This window comes from Rhodococcus koreensis (genome assembly GCF_900105905.1).
In the GTDB taxonomy this organism is placed as follows: domain Bacteria; phylum Actinomycetota; class Actinomycetes; order Mycobacteriales; family Mycobacteriaceae; genus Rhodococcus_F; species Rhodococcus_F koreensis.
Window position 1 is genome coordinate 7969377 of sequence record NZ_FNSV01000005.1, and the last position, 20724, is coordinate 7990100.

A 20724-nucleotide genomic window follows, 5' to 3' on the forward strand; every position below is an offset into this window, starting at 1 on the left:
CCGCGGAAGTCGGGGATACCTGCTGAATGAGTCCTGCAGCAACGGAATCGGATCGCGACCTCAGTGTGGGCGTGGAGGAGGAGTTCTTCCTCGCCGACAAGTCCGGTCACCTCTCCTCCTCCGGACCCGACGTGGTCGCGGAGGCCGGCCACGACATTCACGGGCTCCAGCGCGAGCTGGCCCGGTGCCAGATCGAGACGGCGACGGGCGTGTGCCATACCGGGGAGGAACTGCACGAGGAGTTGCGGAGCCTCCGACGCCGGCTGGCGAAGGCGGCCGCGGGCCGCGACCTGTTGCTGGTGCCCAGTGGTACCTCCCTGATCGCCGAGGGGCTGCCCCCGGCGATCACCCCGAGCCCGCGGTACGAGGAGATGGCCCGCCACTTCGGGTCGATCGTGGACACGGTGACCACGTGCGGCTGTCACGTGCACGTGGGGATCCCGAGCCGCGACGTGGGTGTGCTGGTGAGCAACCAGGTGCGCAGCTGGCTCCCGGTGCTGCTCGCGCTCGCCGCGAACTCGCCGTTCCACAGCGGGCACGACACCGGCTATCACAGCTGGCGGCACATCATGTGGTCGCGGTGGCCGTCGGCGGGACCGCCGCCGCACTTCGATTCCGCGGACGAGTACGAGTCTTCGGTCGGCGCCATGATCGGGACCGGTGCCGCCATGGACCGGGGAATGATCTACTGGCACGTCCGGCTCTCCGACAGACAGCCGACCATCGAGGTCCGGATCGCGGACGTCGCCATGACCGCGGCGCACGCGGCGCTCTACGCGGTGGTGGTGAAGGGCCTCGTCGGGTGGGCGCTGCGCTCGATCAGGGACGGCGTCGCCGTGCCGTGGTTGCGCGTCGAGTTGCTGCGGGCGCAGTTGTGGCGTGCGGCCCGGGACGGACTCGACGGGGAATGCACCAGCCCGGCGACCGATCTTTCCCTGCCGATCCGCCGGCACCTGGAATTGCTGAACGAGTGTGTGGCCCCGGGGCTGGGCGCGAGCGACCGAGCCTTCCTCGAATCGGGACTCGACACCGTGCTGCGGGACGGCACCGGCGCCGAGCGACAGCGTGCCGAGTTCGGGCGCGTCGGCACCCTCGCGGCGGTGGTCGACCTGCTGACCCGCGAAGTGGTCAGCTGAGCGGTGGTGGCGGAGTCAGCTCGGTGAGACCGGCTGCGGTGGTGGAGCCGAGGTAGCCGGGGTGCAGCAGCCCGGTGGATCCGGGCCCCGCGAGCAGGGTGCCCGCGCTGGAATCCGGTCCGGTGCGCAGCGGACCGGGATCGTCGATCAGCGCCTCCACCGTCGCGGTGTCGGCGAGGCTGAGGTCGATGCGCTGCCCCTCGGGGTGATACACGGCGAGGACGACCGGTTCGGGATAGTGGGCGGCGGTGCGGCGCATCACCTGGAATGCCGGATCGGTGCCCAGTGCGAGCACGGTGACATTCGCGAACGACGCGAGCCGGTCGGCGACCGCACGGCCGGAGACGTTGCGCCACGTGCGTCCGTACAGGGCGAGCGCGTCGGACAGGTGACGCCTCTCGTCCTCGCCTCGCGGGCTGCCGCCCGCCGGGTCGAGCAGCGACCGCCACTGGTGCTCGTACACGCCGCACGCGGCGTCGAAGTCGTCGTCGGCGCCGTTCGCGGTGCCCACTCCGAGTACCGGCTCGAGGGCGGATCGACCACCGGCGAACACGGCCTCGGCGTGCCCGGAGACCGAGCAGCGGGCCACCAGTTGCACCGACCACCGCAGAAGCAGCCCGTCGCGGCAGGTGTACCGGAAACTCAGTTCGTACCGTTGCCCTGCCGCGCGGTCGTCGTCGAGGTCGATCGTGTGCGCGAAGCCCTCGCGCGTGACGCCGTCCACCTCGGATTCCGCGGTCATATCACGAGTGTCCACCGCGGACGCCATCGTTGCGTGGTGATCGCCGGTGTTCGCCGTGCTCGGCCCGGTTCCGGGGTGTCGGCGAACGTGTCCGCCCCACGTGGCACGATCTTCGCGTGAGCACTCCAACTCAGCTCGAACAGCTCCATCTGGTCCTCGGCGACGAGGAGTTCCTCGTCGACCGCGCGGTGGCGCAGGTCGTCAGCCAGGTCCGCGCGAGCGCGAAGGTGGCCGCCGGCGCCGAGCTCCCCGTCAACCGGCTGCGGGCGGGCGACGCCGGGGCGGCCGAACTCGCCGAACTGCTCAGCCCGTCCCTGTTCGCCGAAGACCGCGTGGTGGTTCTCGAGGCCGCCGCAGAGGCGGGCAAGGACGCGGTGGCGCTGGTCCTCGACGCTGCGGGCGACCCGCCTCCGGGCGTCGTCCTGGTGATCCTGCACTCGGGCGGTGGGCGTGCGAAAGCGATGACCGGGGCACTGGAGAAGCTCGGGGCCGTGGTGCACCCGTGCGCGAAACTGAAGTCCGGCGAACTCATCGGGTTCATCCGCGGCGAGTTCCGCACCCTCGGGGTCCGGGTGTCGCCGGACGTGGTGCAGAGCGTGTTCGAGGGAGTCGGCTCGAATCTGCGCGAACTGGCCGCCGCGTGCTCGCAGCTCACGGCGGACACCGGCGGAAAGATCGATGTCGCCGCCGTGCAGCGGTACTACTCGGGCAAGGCCGAGGTGAGCGGATTCGACGTCGCCGACAAGGCCGTCGCCGGCGACACCGCGGGCGCGATCGAGGCGCTGCGCTGGGCGATGCTGCGGGGCGTGCCCCATGTGCTGCTCGCGGACGCACTGGCAGACGCGGTGCACTCGATCGCCCGGGTCGCCCCGGCCGGGCGGGGCGACCCGTTCCGGATGGCGTCGGAACTGGGTATGCCGCCCTGGAAGATCAAGAAGGCGCAGGCCCTCGCGAAGGGATGGACACCGACGTCGGTCGGGGAGGCGCTGCGCATCGTCGCCGCTCTGAACGCCGACGTCAAGGGCGCGGCGGCCGACGCGGACTACGCCGTCGAGAGTGCCGTGGGACGCGTCTCCCGGCTACGCCAGATCTGACGACGACAACGCAGACACGACAACAGCCGCTCGGTCCGAGGACCGAGCGGCTGTTGGAGAGCCTACGACGGAAAAACCGTCAGATCTTGTTGACAGCCTGCGCGAGAGCAGACTTCTTGTTGGCAGCCTGGTTGGCGTGAATGACGCCCTTGCTGGCTGCCTTGTCGAGCTTGCGGCTGGTGGCGACGAGGAGCTCGTTGGCCTTGTCCTTGTCACCGGCCGCCGCAGCCTCGCGGAACGAGCGGATCGCCGTGCGCAGCGAGGACTTCACCGACTGGTTACGGAGTCGGGCCGCCTCGTTGGTACGGATCCGCTTCACCTGGGACTTGATGTTGGCCACGCGTAAAATCCTGTCGTCTTAAGCTGGTTACGGTCGAGAAAGCTCTGGGCGCACACATATGCACCGACAGGCGAGATTACCAGTGATCGGTGTCCGATCTCAAACCGGCGCCGGACGCGCCGACAAATCCTGCGGCTGTGCTGCTGAACGGGGGTACATGTAGCAGCATGTCTGGGATGACGCCCCCAGCATCGAAGTCGTCAACAATAACGAAGTCGTCGGCAACCTCGAAAGCCCCCGGCCGAAAATCGGGGGGCAGCACACAGGCGGGTGCGAAGGCTGCGGGAACCCCGCCGCGGACGCGGGTGACCGCCCGGCCGCGCAAGCCCGCGGAACCCGCCCACGTCTTCGACGGGTACACCGACATCGGCCGCTACGGGCTGGCGTTCGACGAGATGTTCGACCGCGACGGCACCGTACGCCCGCCCTACAAGGGCGTGTTCAAGGCGCTCGAGCCCGCGGACCGGGCCGACCTCGCCGCCCGATCCGACGCGCTGGGCAGGGCGTTCATCGACCAGGGCGTGACGTTCTCGCTGTCCGGTCAGGAACGGCCCTTCCCCCTCGACCTGGTGCCCCGCGTCATCGCGGCAGCGGAGTGGACGCGGCTCGAGAAGGGCATCAAGCAGCGGGTGCAGGCGCTCGAGATGTTCCTCGACGACGTGTACGGGGAACAGCGCATCCTGCGTGACCACGTGCTGCCGAAACGGTTGGTCACCTCCTGCGAGCACTTCCACCGGGAGGCCTCGGGGATCGTCCCGCCGAACGGGGTGCGGATCCACGTCGCCGGAATCGACCTCGTCCGCGACGAGAACGGGGTGTTCCGCGTCCTCGAGGACAACCTGCGTTCGCCGTCGGGAGTGTCCTACGTCATGGAGAACCGCCGCACGATGGCGCGCGTGTTCCCCGACCTGTTCATGTCGCACCGCGTGCGGTCCGTCGGGGACTACGCCTCGCACCTGCTGCGGGCGCTGCGCGCGTCCGCCGCCCTCAACGAGGCCGACCCGACCGTCGTCGTCCTGACACCGGGTGTCGCGAACTCCGCGTACTTCGAGCATTCGCTGCTCGCGCGCCAGATGGGTGTCGAACTCGTCGAGGGCCGCGACCTCTTCTGCCGCGACAACATGGTCTACATGCGCACGACCGAGGGTGAACGCCAGGTCGACGTCATCTATCGCCGCATCGACGACGACTACCTCGACCCCATGCACTTCCGGCCGGACTCGGTGCTCGGGGTGGCCGGTGTGCTGAACGCGGCCCGCGCGGGCAACGTCGTCATCTCGAGTGCCGTCGGGAACGGCGTCGGCGACGACAAACTCGTCTACACCTACGTGCCGCAGATCATCGACTACTACCTCGGGGAGAAGCCGCTGCTCGCGAACGTCGACACGTTCCGCTGCTGGCTCGACGAGGAATGCGAGGAGGTGCTGGACCGGGTCGACGAACTGGTGATCAAACCGGTGGAGGGGTCCGGCGGCTACGGCATCGTCTTCGGCCCCGACGCGTCACCGAAGGAACTGAACACGATTACACGGAAGATCAAGGCGGACCCGCGCGGGTGGATCGCCCAGCCCGTCGTCCAGCTGTCCACGGTGCCGACCAAGATCGGGGACGAACTGGTTCCCCGGCACGTGGACCTGCGGCCCTTCGCGGTCAACGACGGCGACGACGTGTGGGTGCTGCCGGGCGGGCTCACCCGCGTGGCCCTGCCCGAGGGATCCCTCGTCGTGAACTCCAGCCAGGGCGGCGGCAGCAAGGACACGTGGGTGCTCGCGAGCAGGAGCTCCGACGAGGAGCGGGAACTCGCAGGTGAGGAGATCGTGGCCGAACCGGCGCAATCGGCCGAGGCCGAGCAGGGACCCGAACTCAGCACCACGCAGCTGCAGCAACAGCAACAGCAACAGCAACAGGGCCCGGGAGGTGATCGCTGATGCTGGCGAGAAACGCGGAATCGCTGTACTGGATCGGCCGGTACGTCGAGCGGGCCGACGACATGGCCCGCATTCTCGACGTCGCCGTGCACCAACTGCTCGACGACGCGTCGGTGGACCCGGACCGCACGTCCCGGTTGCTGCTGCGGGTGCTCGGCATCGAGGCACCCGACACCGAACTCGACGTCCGGTCGGTGACCGAACTGGTGGCGTTCAGCCGCAACCAGGTGGGCTCGATCATCGACTCCCTCGCGAGCGCCCGCGAGAACGCGCGCGGCGCCCGCGAGGTCACGTCCAGCGAGATGTGGGAGTGCCTCAACACCACGTACAACGGCCTCGCCGAACGGGAGCGGGCGTCCAAGCGTCTCGGCCCGCACGAGTTCTTCCGGTACGTGGAGGAACGAGCGGCGATGTTCGCGGGTCTGGCCGACTCGACGATGAGCCGCGACGACGGGTACCGCTTCCTGCTGCTCGGCCGCTCGATCGAACGCGTCGACATGCTCGCGCGGATGCTGCTGTCCCGTGCCGGCGACCGCCCGTCCTCGCCCGCGTGGGTGACGGTGCTGCGCTCCGCGGGGGCTCACGACACCTACCTGCGCACGTACCGCGGCGCGCTGGACGCCAACCGGGTGGTCGAGTTCATCCTGCTGGACCGGCTGTTCCCGCGGTCGGTGTTCCACGCCATCCGGCAGGCGGAGCTGTGCCTCGCCGAACTCGACCACCAGCCGGACAGTCGCGTCGGGCCCCGGGCCGAGGCGCAGCGCCTCCTCGGCAGGGCGCGGAGCGAACTCGAGTTCCTGCCGCCCGGCGTGCTCCTCGAGGATCTCCAGGATCGGCTCGCGGGATTGCAGGAAACCTGCCGCGAGCTGGGAGAAGCCATCGCGCTGCAATATTTTCACGCCGCGCCGTGGGTGGCGTGGACCGATGCACGGGCCGTCGGCGGCGAATCCGTCGTGGAGGGAGAGCTGTGAGCTGGCGAATGAGAGTCGTGCACACCACCGGGTATGCCTACGACGCACCGGTTACGTCCTCGTACAACGAGGCGCGGCTCACCCCGCGCGGTGACAGCAGGCAGACGGTGATCCTGAACCGGGTGGAGACGACGCCGGCGACGCGGTCGTACCGCTACACCGACTACTGGGGCACCGCCGTCACCGCGTTCGATCTGCATGCGCCGCACAAGGAACTCGAGGTCACCGGACTGTCCGTCGTCGAGACCGAACCGTTCTGGGAGCCGGAGGAGAAGGCGGACTGGGACGAACTGGCGAGCCCGCCGCTCACCGACCGGTTCAACGAGCAGCTGAGCAACACCACATTCGTGCCGCGCAGCCGCAAGCTCGACACCATCGCGCGGGACCTGCGCAAGGGGCGGACCCCCGACGAAGCCGTTGTCGCGGCGGCGGACTGGGTGCACCGGGAGATGGATTACGTCCCGGGGACGACGGGCGTCCACACCTCCGCGGTCGACGCCTGGGCCGAACGGCAGGGCGTGTGCCAGGACTACGCGCACCTGACTCTGGTTCTGTTGCGCAGCATGGGAATTCCGAGTCGCTACGTGTCCGGCTATCTGCACCCGAAACCCGATGCGGCGGTCGACGAGACGGTGGCGGGGGAGAGTCACGCATGGGTGGAGGCATGGACCGGGGCGTGGTGGGGATACGACCCGACCAACGCCGTAGCGGTGAACGAACAGCACGTGTCGGTGGGCATCGGACGGGACTACGCGGACGTTCCGCCGCTCAAGGGCATCTTCTCCGGTGGCCGGGCAACAGATCTCGAAGTCGTCGTGGAGATCACACGCCTGGCGTAAAGTGCCACCCAGATCTATCTGTGGAAAGCAGGACTAACGATCCATTTCGACGAAGGTGGGTTCAATGTCTCCAACCGCACAGGAATACGTAGAAGTCGAACCGATCTCGGATCTCAAGAAATACGTAGCTGAGGCGGTCGGTACTTTCCTACTGGTCTTCGCGGCGGTGGGTACGGCGGTCTTCGCCGGGGCCAAGGTCGGGAACCTCGGTGTGGCACTGGCATTCGGACTGACCCTGCTCTTCCTCGTCTACGCCATCGGGCCCATCTCGGGCTGCCACGTCAACCCTGCCGTCACCGTGGGGCACCTCGCGCTCGGCCGGTTGTCCGTCGCGAAGGCGGGGCTGTACGTCGTCGCCCAGGTCATCGGTGGTCTCGTCGCCGGTGTGGTGGTTTACACGATCGCGCAGAGCCTGCCGTCGTACAACAGGGCGGACGACGGTCTCGGCGCCAACGGCTGGGGCGCGCACAGCCCGTCCGCCATCAAGGGACCGCTCGGCGGGGTCATCGAGAACGGTTACGGCATCGGCGCCGCGATGATCGTCGAAATCCTCCTCACCGCGCTGCTCGTGTTCGTGGTCCTCGCGTCCACCGACCAGATCTCCGACGTCCCCCTCGCGGGCGTGTCGATCGGATTCACACTCGCCGTGATCCACCTCGTGTCGATCCCGATCGACAACACGTCCGTCAACCCGGCTCGCAGCCTCGCTGTGGCGCCCTACCAGAACGGCGCGCTCGCGCAGGTGTGGTTGTTCATCGTGTTCCCGTTGATCGGCGGCGCGGTGGGCGCGCTGGTCTACCGTTCGCTGTTCGGCCGGTACGACCGATTGCAGAGCTGAGCTCCGACCGACCCGGGCCGGGTGCCCGGGGCCTGCGGGCCGGAATTCTCACGTGCGCGGTCGTCGCGCTCATCGGAACGGTCCCCGCGACCGCGACCGCCGAGGACGCGCTACGGCCGGGACCGTCGTATGTCGCCCTCGGCGACTCCCGCGCGTCCGGACCGCTCATCGAATTCTCGGAGCACCGCGACCTGTGCCTGCGATCGCCGGACCTGAACTACCCGGCGAAGCTGGCGCGGCTGATCGGCGCCGCCACTCTCACCGACGTCACGTGCTCCGCCGCCACACCCGCCCACGTGATCAGCACCGCGCAATTCGTGGGGACGCGCTTCGCCCCGCCGCAGATCGATGCGCTGCGGGCGGACACCGACGTCGTGACGCTCAGCATCGGGGGCGGCGGATCCAACCACCTGCCCGTGTCGGTGCGCTGCGGCGCCCTCGTTCCCGGCGCCGACGCCGACTGCCGCGACGACCCGCGGGCGGAGCAGCTCACGGTCGAGGGGATCGCGAAGATGGCGCCGCAGGTCGATGCCGTGGTGGCCGCGATCGTGGCGAAGGCACCGCACGCCGAGGTCTACCTGATCGGGCACGGCGGTTCCGTCGGCCGACGCGGCTGCTGGCCGAACCTGCCCGTGTCCGACGCGGACGCGGTCTGGCTCGACCGGTACTTCGAACGGTTCAACCAGATCTACGTCGACGCCGCCGCCCGGTACGGAGTGCACTACATCGACATCGCGAAGGCCGCGGTGGACGGCGGGCACGACGCGTGCGCGCCGACGGGGCAGCGGTGGTTCGAGGGCCTCGCGCCGCAGTCACCCGCCGAACCGGTACATCCCAACGGACTCGCGATGACCGCGATCGCCGAGATGGTCGCCGAAGACCTGGGTCGGTGACCGCGTCACTGCCAGCTGAAGTCCACACGCAGACGCTGCGCGACGATCTCGAACTTGGCCCGGTCCATGACGGCGCCCTCGCGGCGGATCCCCGCCTCCGGCACGTCCAGCACCCGATCCAGCCGGATCCAGCTCGGACGGCCCTCCGCGTCCCACGACCCCGAGCCGACCGCGATCCAGTCCCGGTCGCCGTCGTGCTTGCTCTGCGAGGACAGCATCAACCCCAGCAGGGTGTCGCCGTCCCGCCCGACGACGAGCACGGGCCGGTCCTTGCCCTGACTCGCGTCCTCCTCGTACGCCACCCACGTCCAGACGATCTCGCCCGGATCCGCGCGACCGTCCAGGTCGGGGGAGTACTCCACCTTCCGTGCCCGGTGGGCGGTCGGGGCGGAGTCGGCGGTGACCGGACGGCCCGGCGCCGGCTTCGGCGCGGCGGCCGTCGACCCGGTCAGGACACCGGCCGCGCGGTCCAGCGCGCCGGACTTCTGCAGCTGCGCCAGAAGCTGCGGTCCCTTGTCCCGTGCAAGTCGGCCCAACGTCTTCCCGATGCTGCTCCACGTGCTCGCCATGGCCGCCGAGCTTAGTGCGTGTATGCCGCAGCAGCCGCAACGCGGTGGCTTGGATATCCTGACAGGTGACAGTGGCCCGGAACCGGGCCGGTGCCGGTCCAGGTAAGGGGTCCCCCATCAGCAGCTTCGCCGACAAGACGTTCACGGATCCTGCCCGGATCCGGAATTTCTGCATCATCGCGCACATCGATCACGGCAAGTCGACGCTGGCCGACCGCATGCTCCAGCTCACCGGTGTGGTCGAGGAGCGGCAGATGCGTGCCCAGTACCTCGACCGCATGGACATCGAGCGTGAGCGGGGCATCACGATCAAGGCGCAGAACGTCCGGCTCCCGTGGAAGGTGGGCGACGACGAGTACGTCATCCACCTCATCGACACTCCGGGTCACGTGGACTTCACCTACGAGGTCTCCCGCGCACTCGAGGCGTGCGAGGGTGCGGTCCTGCTGGTGGATGCCGCGCAGGGCATCGAGGCGCAGACTCTCGCCAACCTGTACCTGGCGATGGAGAAGGACCTCACCATCATCCCGGTGCTCAACAAGATCGACCTACCTGCCGCCGACCCCGACTGGTACGCCGAGGAGATCGCGCACATCACCGGATGCGAACCGGGTGACGTGCTGCGCGTGTCCGGCAAGACGGGCATGGGCGTGAAGGAACTGCTCGACGAGGTCGTGAAGCAGGTCCCCGCTCCCGTCGGCGACCCCGACGGTCCGGCGCGCGCCATGATCTTCGACTCGGTGTACGACGCGTACCGCGGAGTCGTCACGTACGTCCGTGTCGTCGACGGCCGGATCTCGCCGCGCGAGAAGATCACCATGATGTCGACGGGCACCACTCACGATCTGATCGAGGTCGGCATCATCTCGCCCGAACCGAAGGCGAGCATCGGCCTCGGCGTCGGCGAGGTGGGTTACCTCATCACCGGTGTGAAGGACGTCCGGCAGTCGCGTGTCGGCGACACGGTCACCGCCGCGCGCGGCGGTGCGACGGAACCCCTCGTGGGATACCGCGACCCTAAACCGATGGTCTACTCCGGCCTCTACCCGCTCGACGGCTCGGACTACCCGGTGCTGCGCGACGCCCTGGACAAGTTGCGTCTCAACGACGCCGCCCTGGCGTACGAGCCGGAGACGTCGGTGGCGCTCGGGTTCGGGTTCCGCTGCGGATTCCTCGGACTGCTGCACATGGAGATCACCCGCGACCGCCTCGAGCGCGAGTTCGGGCTCGAGCTGATCTCGACCTCGCCGAACGTGGTGTACCGGGTGGTGATGGAGGACGGCGCCGAGCACGTCGTCACCAACCCGTCGTACTGGCCGGAGGGCAAGATCCGCGAGGTCTACGAGCCGATGGTGAAGTGCACCGTCATCGCCCCGAGCGAGTTCATCGGCGCGATCATGGAGCTCTGCCAGAACCGGCGCGGTGAACTCGGCGGCATGGACTACCTGTCCGAGACCCGTGTCGAGTTGCGCTACGAGATGCCCATGGGCGAGATCATGTTCGACTTCTTCGACGCCCTGAAGTCGCGGACCAAGGGGTACGCCAGCCTCGACTACGAGGAGTCGGGCGAGCAGCAGGCCGATCTGGTGAAGGTGGACATCCTGCTGCAGGGTGAGGCCGTCGACGCGTTCTCGTCGATCGTGCACCGCTCCGCGGCCGGCGCGTACGGCGGGCGGATGACGTCGAAGCTGCGTGAGCTGATTCCGCGCCAGCAGTTCGAGGTGCCGATCCAGGCGGCGATCGGCTCGAAGATCATTTCGCGTGAGAACATCCGCGCGATCCGCAAGGACGTGCTCGCCAAGTGCTACGGCGGCGACATCAGCCGTAAGCGCAAGCTGCTCGAGAAGCAGAAGGAAGGCAAGAAGCGGATGAAGACCATCGGCCGGGTCGAGGTTCCGCAGGAGGCCTTCGTGGCGGCGTTGTCGTCCGAGTCCGTCGGGGACAAGCCGAAGAAGTAGACGCCCGATCCTGTTGTCCGTCGACGTCTGATCGAAAGTAGGTGCGGCACGTGGCCCTCGAAACCTGGCTGACCCGGACACTGGGAATCGAGGTGCCGATCTTCGGCGCCCCGATGGGCGGACGGGCCGGCGGGACCCTCGTCGGCGAGGTGTCGAAGGCGGGCGGGCTCGGCCTGCTCGGCGCGGCCCGCTACGCAACCCCTGAGTGGGTCGCGAAGGAGACGGCGGTCGCGCGGGGCATCGGCGGCGACGCGTTCGGAATCGGGTTGATGACCTGGGCGCTCGACGACGACGACGCTCTCCTCGGCGCCGCTCTGGCGGAGAACCCGCGGGTCGTGTCGCTGTCGTTCGGTGACCCCGCCCCGTACGTGGAGCGGATCCACGCCACCGGGGCACTGGTGGCGTCCCAGGTGAACACGATCGACGACCTGCGGGTCGTGGAGGCGGCGGGCGTCGACTTCGTGATCGCCCAGGGCGGCGAGGCGGGCGGCCACACCGGCAGGATCGGGACGCTGCCGCTGCTGCAAGAGGTCCTGGAGGCCACGACGCTGCCGGTGCTCGCCGCAGGCGGTATCGCGACCGGCCGTGGTCTCGCGGCCGTGCTTGCGTCGGGCGCGGAGGGCGCGATGATCGGAACCGCGCTGCTGGCCAGCCCCGAGACGATCGGGCCGGAGTACGCCCGCGGCAAGCTGATCGCGGCGGGCAGCGCCGACACCGTGTACACGTCGGTGTTCGACCAGGCCCGCAGCCAGCCGTGGCCGGCCCGGTGGGGTGGGCGGGCCCTGAGCAACGACTTCACGTCACGCTGGCACGGCGCGGAGGCGCCCGACGCCGAACTCGCCGCCGCCTACGATCCCGCGAACCCGGACCTCGGTGTCGTGTACGCCGGGGAAGCGGCGGGTCTCGTCACGGCGGAGCGGCCGGCAGGGGCCGTGGTGCGGCAGATCGCGGCCGACGCGGAGCGATTGCTGCACCGTTACGCGGAGTAACCCGTAGGGCCCGAGCCGCCGAGTATGCGGCGGCAGGACCGATGGGTGACGAGCGCGGGTTGTACCCCTGGGAATCCGGGGTCGACGGCTCGGCGGTGGAACTCGACCGCGGAAGCCTGACCCAGATGCGGAGATCATCGCGACCGCCAACGGCAGCGTCGACGGCCTCGCCGACCGGCTGCCCGCGCTGGCGGGCAAAACGGCGGTGCTGTCCCAATTCATGTTCGCCACCGGGCAACTCGTCGTCGGCGCCGACCCCGACGACGGCGCGAGTGCGGTGTTCCGCAGGTTGGGGCTGACGCTGCCGCAGGCGCTCGTGGACGAGGCGGGGGCGACCGGGGGCCGTCTCGCCCTCAGCCCCGAGCGGGTGGACGCCCTGAACGCGGATCTCGTCGTGATGCTGCCCAACGGCGGCACCCGCGACGACCTGATGGCGCTGCCGGGGTTCGACCGGTTGCCGTCCGTGCAGCAGGGTGGTCTCGCCGTCGAGGATGATGCGACGGTGGTCGGTTTCAACACCCCGTCCAGTCTTTCCCTGCAGTACTCGCTCGGCCGGATCACACCGCAACTGGAGGCGGTCGGCGCCTGATCAGACCATGTTGTGGGCGGGCTGGAATCCGCCCGCCGCGGCCTCCTCCGCGCGAATGACGTGGACCACCGCGTTGATCAGCGCCAGATGGGTGAACGCCTGCGGGAAGTTGCCGAGGTGCCGCCCCGAGTCGGGGTCGATCTCCTCCGCGTACAGCTTGAGGGGGCTCGCGAATCCGAGCAGCCGATCGCACAGGCGTTTCGCGCGGTCCAGTTCACCGATCTCTACGAGCGCCGACACGAGCCAGAACGAGCAGATCGTGAACGTGCCCTCCTTGCCGCTCAGTCCGTCGTCCGTGGTCTCCACCCGATAGCGGAGCACCAGCCCGCCCTCGGTCAGCTCGTCCGCGATGGCGAGCACGGTCGCGCGGATACGCGGATCGTCCGCGGGCAGGAACCGGAGCAGCGGCGCGAGCAGCAGCGACGCGTCGAGGCTGTCGCTGCCGTACCGCTGCGTCAGGACGCCGCGCGCATCGACGCCGTGCTCGAGGATGTCGTCCTTGATCTCGTCGGCCAGCTCGGACCATTGCTGCGCATAACTCGTCTCACCCTGCTGATCGGCGAGCTTCGCGCCACGGTCGAGGGCCACCCAGCACATGATCTTCGACGACGTGAAGTGCTGGGGCTCGCCGCGGACCTCCCAGATCCCGCGGTCGGGGAGACGCCAATGCTTGACCGCCTCCTCGACCTGGCGTTTGAGCATCGGCCACAGGGTTTCCGGGACCCTCTCACGGGATTTCACGTGCAGGTACACCGAATCGAGGATCGTTCCCCAGATGTCGTGCTGGACCTGGTCGTAGGCGCCGTTTCCGATCCGCACCGGTCGCGCACCGTCGTAACCGGAGAGGTGGTGCAACTCCGACTCCTCCAGCGTCTGCTCCCCGCCCACGCCGTACATCACCTGCAGCGGATGATGGTTGCCGTCCTCGGCGCTCGACACGTCGTAGATGAACGAGAAGAAGTCGTTGGCCTCGCGGTCGAGTCCGAGGCTGTACAGGCCCCACAGCGCGAACGTCGAATCCCGCACCCATGCGTAGCGGTAGTCCCAGTTCCGTTCGCCGCCCGGGGTTTCCGGGAGCGATGTGGTCGACGCCGCGAGCAGGGCGCCGGTGGGGGCGTACGTCAACCCCTTCAGTGCGAGAGCGCTGCGCTGCAGGTAGCCCCGCCACTTGTGGTCGGGAAAGCGGCCGATGGTGATCCACTCGCGCCAGCACTTCGCCGTCTGCCACATCTTGTCGGCCGCCTCGTCGAATGTCTGCGGTGCGGGCATGTGAGCCCACGACAGGGCGACGAACACGTTGTCGCCCTCGACCATCCGGGTCCGGGCCCGGGCCTCCCGCCCTTCGAGTCCGATCTTCATGTTCGTCGTCAGCCGCAACGTCGGGTGGTCGCCCGGGCGGCTCGACTTACACGTGGCGGTGGCCTCTTCGTAGACCTTGCCCGTGTACTCCCAGTGCGCCGCGCCGCGGTGGTAGTCGAACGCGGGCTCGCAGCTCATCTCCAGTTCGACGGTCCCGTTGACGCATTTCACCGTCCGCAGCAGGATGTGTTCGGCGTCCCAGTCGGTGGGGGTGCGGCGGTGCGAGCGCGAGCGCTGCTCGACGTTGTGCCACGGGCCGAGCACGAGGGCGTCGCGCACGATGAGCCAGCCCGTCTCGGTCTGCCACGTCGTCTCGACGATCAGTCCCCCCGGCAGATAGCGGCGGGCGGCGGGTACGTTCTGCCCGTACGGCCCGATGCGGAAGTGGCCCGCGCTGCGGTCGAGGACGGCGCCGAAGACGCTGGGGGAGTCGGGCCGGGGAATGCACATCCACTCGACCGAGCCGTTGCGGGCGATCAGGCAGGTGGACTCGCAGTCCGACAGGAACGCGTAGTCGTCGATCGGCGGGAACGAATGGTGGTGATGGTGCGGGGCCGCATGCAGCCGGCCGTGGGAGTGCGCGTCGCTGGACACCATGTGATCATCATCGACCGCCGCCGCCCCCGTCGTCCACCTGTCTGCCGTCCACCTGTCTGCCGGTCACGAGCCGGTCGACGATAGGCTGGCCCGGTGGACCGGATGGCGAGTTGGTGGGACGGCTTCGAGCTGTGGATCGCCGGACTCCCGTTCGTTCCGCAGGTCGCCCTCGTGCTGCTGGTGATGGTGCCGGTGTGCCGGGGACTGGCGTGGCTGCTCGATCGTGGGCTGGCCGCAGTCTTCGTCCTGCTCAGGCGGGACGTCTCGAAGGTGGAGGAACCCTGATGCCGCGCTCACGCGTCACACTCGCGCTGCTCGCGCTGATCGTCCTCGTCGTCGTCGCCTGGCTGCTCACCCGGTAAATCCTGTTCGATGTGGGACGTTGGTTCAGGCTCTGCTACATTTCACGGCGTGTCTGAAGCCGCTGTACACCAGGTCCGCCATGAATTGGCGTTGATCGCTGTCGGCATGCTCGCAGTCGCCGACATCGACTGTTGTTGATTTCTCCTCGCACACAGAAATGCGCGCGGATGACACCGCGCACGCTCGACCGGTTTCGCGCTGCTGATTTTCGTTCGCATTCCTGATTCCGTTCGGGCGGTCTTTGCGTTACTCCTCTCGCACCACCTCCCACGTTTTACGCAACACCCCTCTGTGACAGATCCCCAGGAAGGTTTCTCCCATGAAACGCCGTTCTCGTAGTCTTCTCACGGCCCTCGTGACGCTCGGAGCTGTGGCGCTGACCGCGTGCAGCGGCGGCGCCAGCGACACCGCCGGCGGCGACTCGGCCGGTGCCGACGGCAGCGCGGGCACCATCAACCTGTACGCGTACGCCGTGCCGAAGCCGGGCTTCGACAAGCTGATCCCCGCGTTCAACGCCACCGACGAGGGCAAGGGCGTGGCGTTCCAGCCGTCCTACGGTGCCTCCGGTGACCAGTCCCGCAAGGTCAAGGACGGCGCCGAGGCCGACTTCGTCAACTTCTCCGTCGAACCCGACATCACCCGCCTCGTCGACGCCGGCCTGGTGGACAAGAGCTGGAACCAGGACGCCTACAACGGAATTCCGTTCGGTTCGGTCGTCACCATCGTCGTGCGCGAGGGCAACCCGAAGAACATCCACGACTGGGACGACCTGCTGCGTCCCGACGTCGAGGTCGTGACCCCCAACCCGTTCAGCTCCGGATCCGCGAAGTGGAACCTGCTCGCGCCGTACGCCGCGAAGAGCAACGGCGGCCAGGACCCGGCGGCCGGTCTCGACTACATCACCGCACTGGTGAACGACCACGTGAAGATTCAGCCGAAGTCGGGCCGTGAGGCGTCGGAGGCATTCCTGCAGGGCACCGGCGACGTGCTGCTCAGCTACGAGAACGAGGCGCTGTTCATCGAGGGCAACGGTGACCCCGTCGAGCACGTGACCCCGCCGACCACATTCAAGATCGAGAACCCGGTCGCGGTGCTGTCGAACAGCAAGAACCTGGAGAAGGCCAACGCGTTCAAGGACTTCCTCTACACCACCGAGGGCCAGAAGCTGTGGGCCGAGGCCGGATTCCGTCCGGTCGATCCCGCGGTCGCCACGGAGTTCACCGACAAGTTCCCGGCGCCGGCCAAGCTGTGGACCATCGCCGATCTCGGCGGCTGGGCCAAGGTCGACTCCGAGGTGTTCGCCAAGGACACCGGGTCCATCGCAGTGATCTACGACAACGCAACCAAGTAAGACCGACGTGAGCGACACATCGACGACGACGGGCGGACGCGGCATCACGGTGCCGCCTCCGCCCGTTCCGCCTGCGCGTAAGAAGGTCGCCCGGGTCACCGGTGCCGTGGGACCGCTCGGCATCGGCATCGCGACCCTGTGGCTGAGCGTCATCGTGGTCCTGCCCCTCGCGGCGCTCACCGTGGCCTCGTTCGGCGACGGGATCGCCGGCTTCGTCGACGCGATCACCTCGCCGGTGGCGGTGGCGTCCCTGCGGGTCACGGTCGTGGTGTCCGTGGTGGTGGCCGTGATCAACGTGATCATGGGCACGCTCATCGCGTGGGTTCTCGTGCGCGACGAATTCCCCGGCAAGCGGGTCGTGAACGCGCTGATCGACCTGCCGTTCGCGTTGCCGACCATCGTGGCCAGCATCGTGCTGTTGTCGCTGTACGGCCCGGAGAGCCCGATCGGCGTCCACCTCAACGCCACGCAGCCCGGCCTGATCGTGGCGCTGGCGTTCGTGACGTTGCCGTTCGTCGTCCGCTCGGTGCAGCCGGTGCTGATCGAGGTCGACAAGGAAGTCGAGGAGGCCGCGGCTTCCCTCGGCGCCGACAACGTGACGATCTTCCGCAAGGTGGTGGTGCCGACCCTGACTCCGGCGATCATCAGCGGTGCGGGGCTCGCGTTCGCCCGCGCGATCGGCGAGTACGGTTCCGTCGTCCTGATCGGCGGAAACATTCCCCGAGAGACTCAGGTCGCTTCCCAGTACATTCAACAGCAGATCGAAATCGACAGGCCGGCCGCGGCGGCGGCCGTGTCGGTGGCTCTCCTGGCCATCGCATTCGTGACGCTGTTCGCCCTCCGGGTCTTCGCCAGCCGGGGGCAGCGTCGTGAGGAGCAGGCGGAATGAAGCTCTCTGGGTCCACCCGGATCACCCTGCGCACGGTCGCGCTGCTCTACCTGTTCGGCCTGCTGGTGGTGCCCATCGTCATCATCCTGTTCCGCACGTTCGAGAACGGGATCGGCGCCTTCATCGATTCGATCAGCACACCCGCCGCGATCTCCGCGCTCAATCTGTCCCTGCTGATCGTGGCTATCGTCGTCCCGGTGAACGTGGTGTTCGGAATCGTCACGGCCCTCGCGCTGGTGCGGGGCCGGTTCCCGGGCCGCGGTCTGGTACAGGCGGTGGTCGACCTCCCGTTCGCCGTCTCGCCCATCGTGGTCGGTGTGTCGCTGATCCTGCTGTGGGGCGCCAACGGCTGGTTCGGCGGGCTCGAATCGCTGGGGTTCAAGGTGATCTTCGGGCTCCCCGGGATGGTCATCGCCACCCTGTTCGTGACGTTGCCGTTCGTCGTGCGGGAGGTGGAGCCCGTCCTGCACGAGATCGGCGAGGAACAGGAACAGGCCGCCGCGACGCTCGGCGCGAGCCGCTGGCAGACGTTCTGGCTGATCACCCTGCCCGCCATCCGGTGGGGTCTGACCTACGGCGTGGTCCTGACCGTTGCCCGTTCGCTGGGTGAGTTCGGCGCCGTGATCATGGTGTCCTCGGGCTTCCCCGGGGTGTCCCAGACCCTGACCCTGCTCGTGCATTCGCGCTACATCGACGACCACAACACGTTCGGTGCGTACTCCGCAGCCACCCTGCTGATGGGCATCGCGCTGATCACCCTGCTTCTGATGACTCTGCTCGACCGCAAGAGGAGCACCACATGATTACCGTGACCGGCGCCCGGAAGAACTACGGGTCCTTTGCTGCTCTCGACGATGTCTCCATCGACATCCCCTCGGGTTCGCTGACGGCGCTTCTCGGGCCCAGCGGGTCGGGCAAGTCGACGCTGCTCCGCTCCATCGCCGGGCTCGAGGCCCTCGACTCCGGCACCGTCGTGATCGGCGGGAACGACGTCACCGACATCTCCCCCAGAAGCGGGACATCGGCTTCGTGTTCCAGCACTACGCGGCGTTCAAGCACATGACGGTGCGCGACAACGTCGCGTTCGGTCTGAAGATCCGCAAACGGCCGAAGCCGGAGATCGACAAGAAGGTCAACGAGCTTCTCGAGATCGTCGGCCTCGACGGCTTCCAGCACCGCTACCCGGCGCAGCTGTCCGGCGGTCAGCGTCAGCGGATGGCGCTCGCGCGGGCACTGGCGGTGGACCCGAAGGTGCTGCTCCTCGACGAGCCGTTCGGTGCGCTCGACGCGAAGGTCCGCACGGACCTGCGCACCTGGCTGCGCCGGCTGCACGACGAGGTGCACGTGACGACGGTGCTGGTCACCCATGACCAGGAGGAGGCGCTCGACGTCGCCGACCGGATCGCGGTCCTCAACAAGGGCCGGATCGAGCAGATCGGGGAGCCGGCGGACCTCTACGACCGCCCCCGCAACGACTTCGTGATGTCGTTCCTCGGGTCCGTGGCCAAACTCAACGGGCAGTTGGTCCGGCCGCACGACATCCGCCTCGGCCGCGACCCCGACCTGGCCCTCGCGCAGCAGGCGGGGACGGCCGAATCGCTCGGGGTCACGCGGGCCACGGTGGAGCGCGTGGTGCACCTCGGATTCGAGGTGCGGGTGGATCTGCGCAACGAGGCCACCGGCGAACCCTTCTCCGCCCAGGTCACCCGCGGCGACAGTGCGGCACTCGGCCTGCGCGAGGGCGAGACCGTCTACGCGCGGGCGACGCGGGCACCCGAACTCCCGGAGGCCGAAGTTCCGGTCTCCCTGTAACTCCCCGCCGATGTAGGAGGCGACTGTGGCGACCCCGGTGAATCCCGTCCGTGACAACGTTCTGATCGTGCACTGGCACGATCTGGGCCGTCACCTCGGGTGTTACGGCGCGTCCGGGGTGCGCAGCCCGAACCTCGACCGGCTGGCCGCGGAGGGTGTGCTGCTGACCGACGCGCATGCGGCGGCGCCCCTGTGCTCGCCCTCGCGCGGCGCCCTGTTCTCGGGCCGGTACCCGCACAGCAACGGACTGATCGGACTCGCGCACCACGGCTGGCAGTACCACGACGACGTCCGCACGCTGCCGTCCCTGCTGGCAGAAGCGGGCTGGTACACGGCCCTGTTCGGGATGCAGCACGAGACCGCGTACCCCAAGCGTCTCGGCTTCCACGAGTACGACGTGTCGAACTCGTACTGCGAGTACGTCACCGATCGGGCGTCGCGGTGGCTGGCGCGGTTCCCTCCGCACCCGTTCCTGCTGACCGCAGGCTTCTTCGAGACACACCGCCCGTACCCGGTCGACAGGTACGCACCCGCCGATCCCGAGGGTTTCGACGTGCCCCCGTACCTGCCCGACCGTCCGGAGGTCCGTGAGGACCTGGCCGGATTCCACGGGTCGATCGAGGTGGCCGACGCCGCGGTCGGCAGGCTGCTGCAGACCCTGGAGGACGAGGGGCTGGACGACAGCACGTGGGTCGTGTTCCTCACCGACCACGGCGAGGCGTTCCCCGGTGCGAAATCGACGCTGTATGCGCCGGGCACCGGTATCGCCACGATCATCCGCCCACCGCGGAGGCTGCGGGTGGCCCCCCGCGTCTACGACGACCTGTTCAGCGGGGTGGATCTGGTTCCCACCCTCCTCGAACTGCTGGGTGTCCCGGTCCCCGCGGCCGTGGAGGGCGTCTCCCACGCCGAGCAGTTGCTGGGCCGGTCGGAGGAGGCGGCGCGCGACGTCCTGTTCACGGAGAAGACGTTCCACGACAGCTTCGACCCCATCCGCGCGGTACGCAGCAAGCGGTTCAGCTATATCGAGAACTACGCGCCGCGGCCCAGGCTCGACCTGCCCCTCGACATCGAGAACAGCCTGTCCGGTGCGGTGCTGGGCACCGAGCATCTCCTGCCGCGTCCGAGCCGGGAACTCTACGACCTGCTCGCCGATCCCGGCGAGCGCGACAATCTCGCCGACACCGACGACTTCGCCGGGACGCAGGCCGAGTTGGCGCTCGAACTCGCCACGTGGCGACGGGCGACGGGCGACTCGATCCCGAGCGAGGAGGAGGGAACGGCCTACGCCCGGAAGGCGATGGAGGAGTACCTCGCCACGCTCGGCCGGGTGCCGGACGTGCGGTCGGCCTACAGCGAGGAACGCGGAATCCTGGACGAACCCCGGAGCGGCGTGGAGACGTAGCGGCGAGGTAGGGCGCCGCGGACGGATGATCGCGGTTCCGTCTTCGCGGCCTGCACACCAGT

Annotated in this window: 20 protein-coding genes and 1 pseudogene; 17 read left to right on the plus strand and 4 right to left on the minus strand. The window is 68.6% G+C overall.

Annotation, left to right across the window (positions count from 1 at the left end; translation table 11 throughout):
* Nucleotides 1–26: 26 nt before the first annotated feature.
* Complete coding sequence (locus BLV94_RS40820; protein WP_072946590.1) at nt 27–1136, plus strand: carboxylate-amine ligase; 1110 nt, start codon at nt 27–29, stop codon at nt 1134–1136.
* Here BLV94_RS40820 and BLV94_RS40825 read toward each other — a convergent pair.
* On the minus strand, nt 1129–1878 hold the full coding sequence (locus BLV94_RS40825; protein ID WP_072946591.1) for a hypothetical protein: 750 nt from the start codon (nt 1876–1878) through the stop codon (nt 1129–1131). The genes BLV94_RS40820 and BLV94_RS40825 overlap by 8 nt on opposite strands.
* 116 nt (nt 1879–1994) lie before the next feature.
* Between BLV94_RS40825 and holA the strand changes: the two genes are divergently transcribed.
* A complete protein-coding gene (gene holA, locus BLV94_RS40830) occupies nt 1995–2972 on the plus strand; it encodes a DNA polymerase III subunit delta (RefSeq protein ID WP_072946592.1) in 978 nt (325 codons plus the stop codon).
* Nucleotides 2973–3051: 79 nt separating this feature from the next.
* On the opposite strand, the gene rpsT is transcribed toward holA, so the two are convergent.
* Nucleotides 3052–3312: a 30S ribosomal protein S20 gene (rpsT, locus tag BLV94_RS40835; RefSeq protein WP_012688238.1), complete on the minus strand. Its 261-nt coding sequence runs from the start codon at nt 3310–3312 to the stop codon at nt 3052–3054.
* Nucleotides 3313–3617: 305 nt separating this feature from the next.
* On the opposite strand from rpsT, the gene BLV94_RS40845 reads away from it, so the two are divergent.
* From BLV94_RS40845 to BLV94_RS40865, 5 genes are all read left to right on the plus strand, one after another.
* Nucleotides 3618–5240, plus strand: a complete 1623-nt coding sequence (locus tag BLV94_RS40845; RefSeq protein WP_072946594.1) for a circularly permuted type 2 ATP-grasp protein — start codon at nt 3618–3620, stop codon at nt 5238–5240.
* A complete protein-coding gene (locus tag BLV94_RS40850) occupies nt 5240–6211 on the plus strand; it encodes an alpha-E domain-containing protein (protein WP_072946595.1) in 972 nt (323 codons plus the stop codon). Before BLV94_RS40845 ends, BLV94_RS40850 begins: the two co-directional genes overlap by 1 nt.
* Nucleotides 6212–6219: 8 nt before the next feature.
* Nucleotides 6220–7050, plus strand: a complete 831-nt coding sequence (locus tag BLV94_RS40855) for a transglutaminase family protein (RefSeq protein WP_072946596.1) — start codon at nt 6220–6222, stop codon at nt 7048–7050.
* Between the two features lie 64 nt (nt 7051–7114).
* A complete protein-coding gene (locus tag BLV94_RS40860; protein WP_072946597.1) occupies nt 7115–7888 on the plus strand; it encodes an aquaporin in 774 nt (257 codons plus the stop codon).
* Between the two features lie 71 nt (nt 7889–7959).
* Nucleotides 7960–8781 (plus strand): SGNH/GDSL hydrolase family protein, encoded by an 822-nt coding sequence (locus BLV94_RS40865; RefSeq protein WP_072946627.1) that lies wholly within the window; start codon nt 7960–7962, stop codon nt 8779–8781.
* A gap of 5 nt (nt 8782–8786) precedes the next feature.
* On the opposite strand, the gene BLV94_RS40870 is transcribed toward BLV94_RS40865, so the two are convergent.
* Nucleotides 8787–9350, minus strand: a complete 564-nt coding sequence (locus tag BLV94_RS40870) for a type II toxin-antitoxin system PemK/MazF family toxin (protein WP_072946598.1) — start codon at nt 9348–9350, stop codon at nt 8787–8789.
* Between the two features lie 65 nt (nt 9351–9415).
* Here BLV94_RS40870 and lepA point away from each other — a divergent pair, with 65 nt between their 5' ends.
* The 3 genes from lepA to BLV94_RS40885 all read left to right on the plus strand — a co-directional run bounded on the left by lepA (nt 9416) and on the right by BLV94_RS40885 (nt 12886).
* Nucleotides 9416–11308 (plus strand): translation elongation factor 4, encoded by a 1893-nt coding sequence (gene lepA / locus BLV94_RS40875; protein ID WP_072946599.1) that lies wholly within the window; start codon nt 9416–9418, stop codon nt 11306–11308.
* A 50-nt stretch (nt 11309–11358) separates the two neighbouring features.
* Nucleotides 11359–12297, plus strand: a complete 939-nt coding sequence (locus BLV94_RS40880; RefSeq protein WP_072946600.1) for an NAD(P)H-dependent flavin oxidoreductase — start codon at nt 11359–11361, stop codon at nt 12295–12297.
* Nucleotides 12298–12502: 205 nt separating this feature from the next.
* Nucleotides 12503–12886 carry a substrate-binding domain-containing protein gene (locus tag BLV94_RS40885; RefSeq protein ID WP_072946601.1) on the plus strand — a complete coding sequence of 128 codons (384 nt, stop codon included), beginning with the start codon at nt 12503–12505 and terminating at the stop codon, nt 12884–12886.
* On the opposite strand, the gene BLV94_RS40890 is transcribed toward BLV94_RS40885, so the two are convergent.
* A complete protein-coding gene (locus BLV94_RS40890) occupies nt 12887–14842 on the minus strand; it encodes a glycoside hydrolase family 15 protein (protein WP_072946602.1) in 1956 nt (651 codons plus the stop codon).
* Nucleotides 14843–14935: 93 nt separating this feature from the next.
* Between BLV94_RS40890 and BLV94_RS40895 the strand changes: the two genes are divergently transcribed.
* The 7 genes and pseudogenes from BLV94_RS40895 (at nt 14936) to BLV94_RS40925 (ending at nt 20662) form a co-directional block, all read left to right on the plus strand.
* Complete coding sequence (locus BLV94_RS40895) at nt 14936–15127, plus strand: hypothetical protein (protein WP_005261263.1); 192 nt, start codon at nt 14936–14938, stop codon at nt 15125–15127.
* 87 nt (nt 15128–15214) lie between these two features.
* Nucleotides 15215–15343 carry an Ms4533A family Cys-rich leader peptide gene (locus BLV94_RS52240; protein WP_369426194.1) on the plus strand — a complete coding sequence of 43 codons (129 nt, stop codon included), beginning with the start codon at nt 15215–15217 and terminating at the stop codon, nt 15341–15343.
* Between the two features lie 181 nt (nt 15344–15524).
* Complete coding sequence (locus BLV94_RS40905) at nt 15525–16556, plus strand: sulfate ABC transporter substrate-binding protein (RefSeq protein WP_072946603.1); 1032 nt, start codon at nt 15525–15527, stop codon at nt 16554–16556.
* Between the two features lie 7 nt (nt 16557–16563).
* Complete coding sequence (cysT, locus tag BLV94_RS40910) at nt 16564–17445, plus strand: sulfate ABC transporter permease subunit CysT (protein WP_072946604.1); 882 nt, start codon at nt 16564–16566, stop codon at nt 17443–17445.
* Nucleotides 17442–18248 carry a sulfate ABC transporter permease subunit CysW gene (cysW, locus tag BLV94_RS40915; protein WP_072946605.1) on the plus strand — a complete coding sequence of 269 codons (807 nt, stop codon included), beginning with the start codon at nt 17442–17444 and terminating at the stop codon, nt 18246–18248. Before cysT ends, cysW begins: the two co-directional genes overlap by 4 nt.
* Nucleotides 18245–19257, plus strand: a pseudogene (locus tag BLV94_RS40920) (sulfate/molybdate ABC transporter ATP-binding protein). The gene cysW and the pseudogene BLV94_RS40920 overlap by 4 nt, the downstream one beginning before the upstream one ends.
* A gap of 25 nt (nt 19258–19282) precedes the next feature.
* Complete coding sequence (locus tag BLV94_RS40925) at nt 19283–20662, plus strand: sulfatase family protein (protein WP_072946607.1); 1380 nt, start codon at nt 19283–19285, stop codon at nt 20660–20662.
* Nucleotides 20663–20724 lie beyond the last annotated feature (62 nt).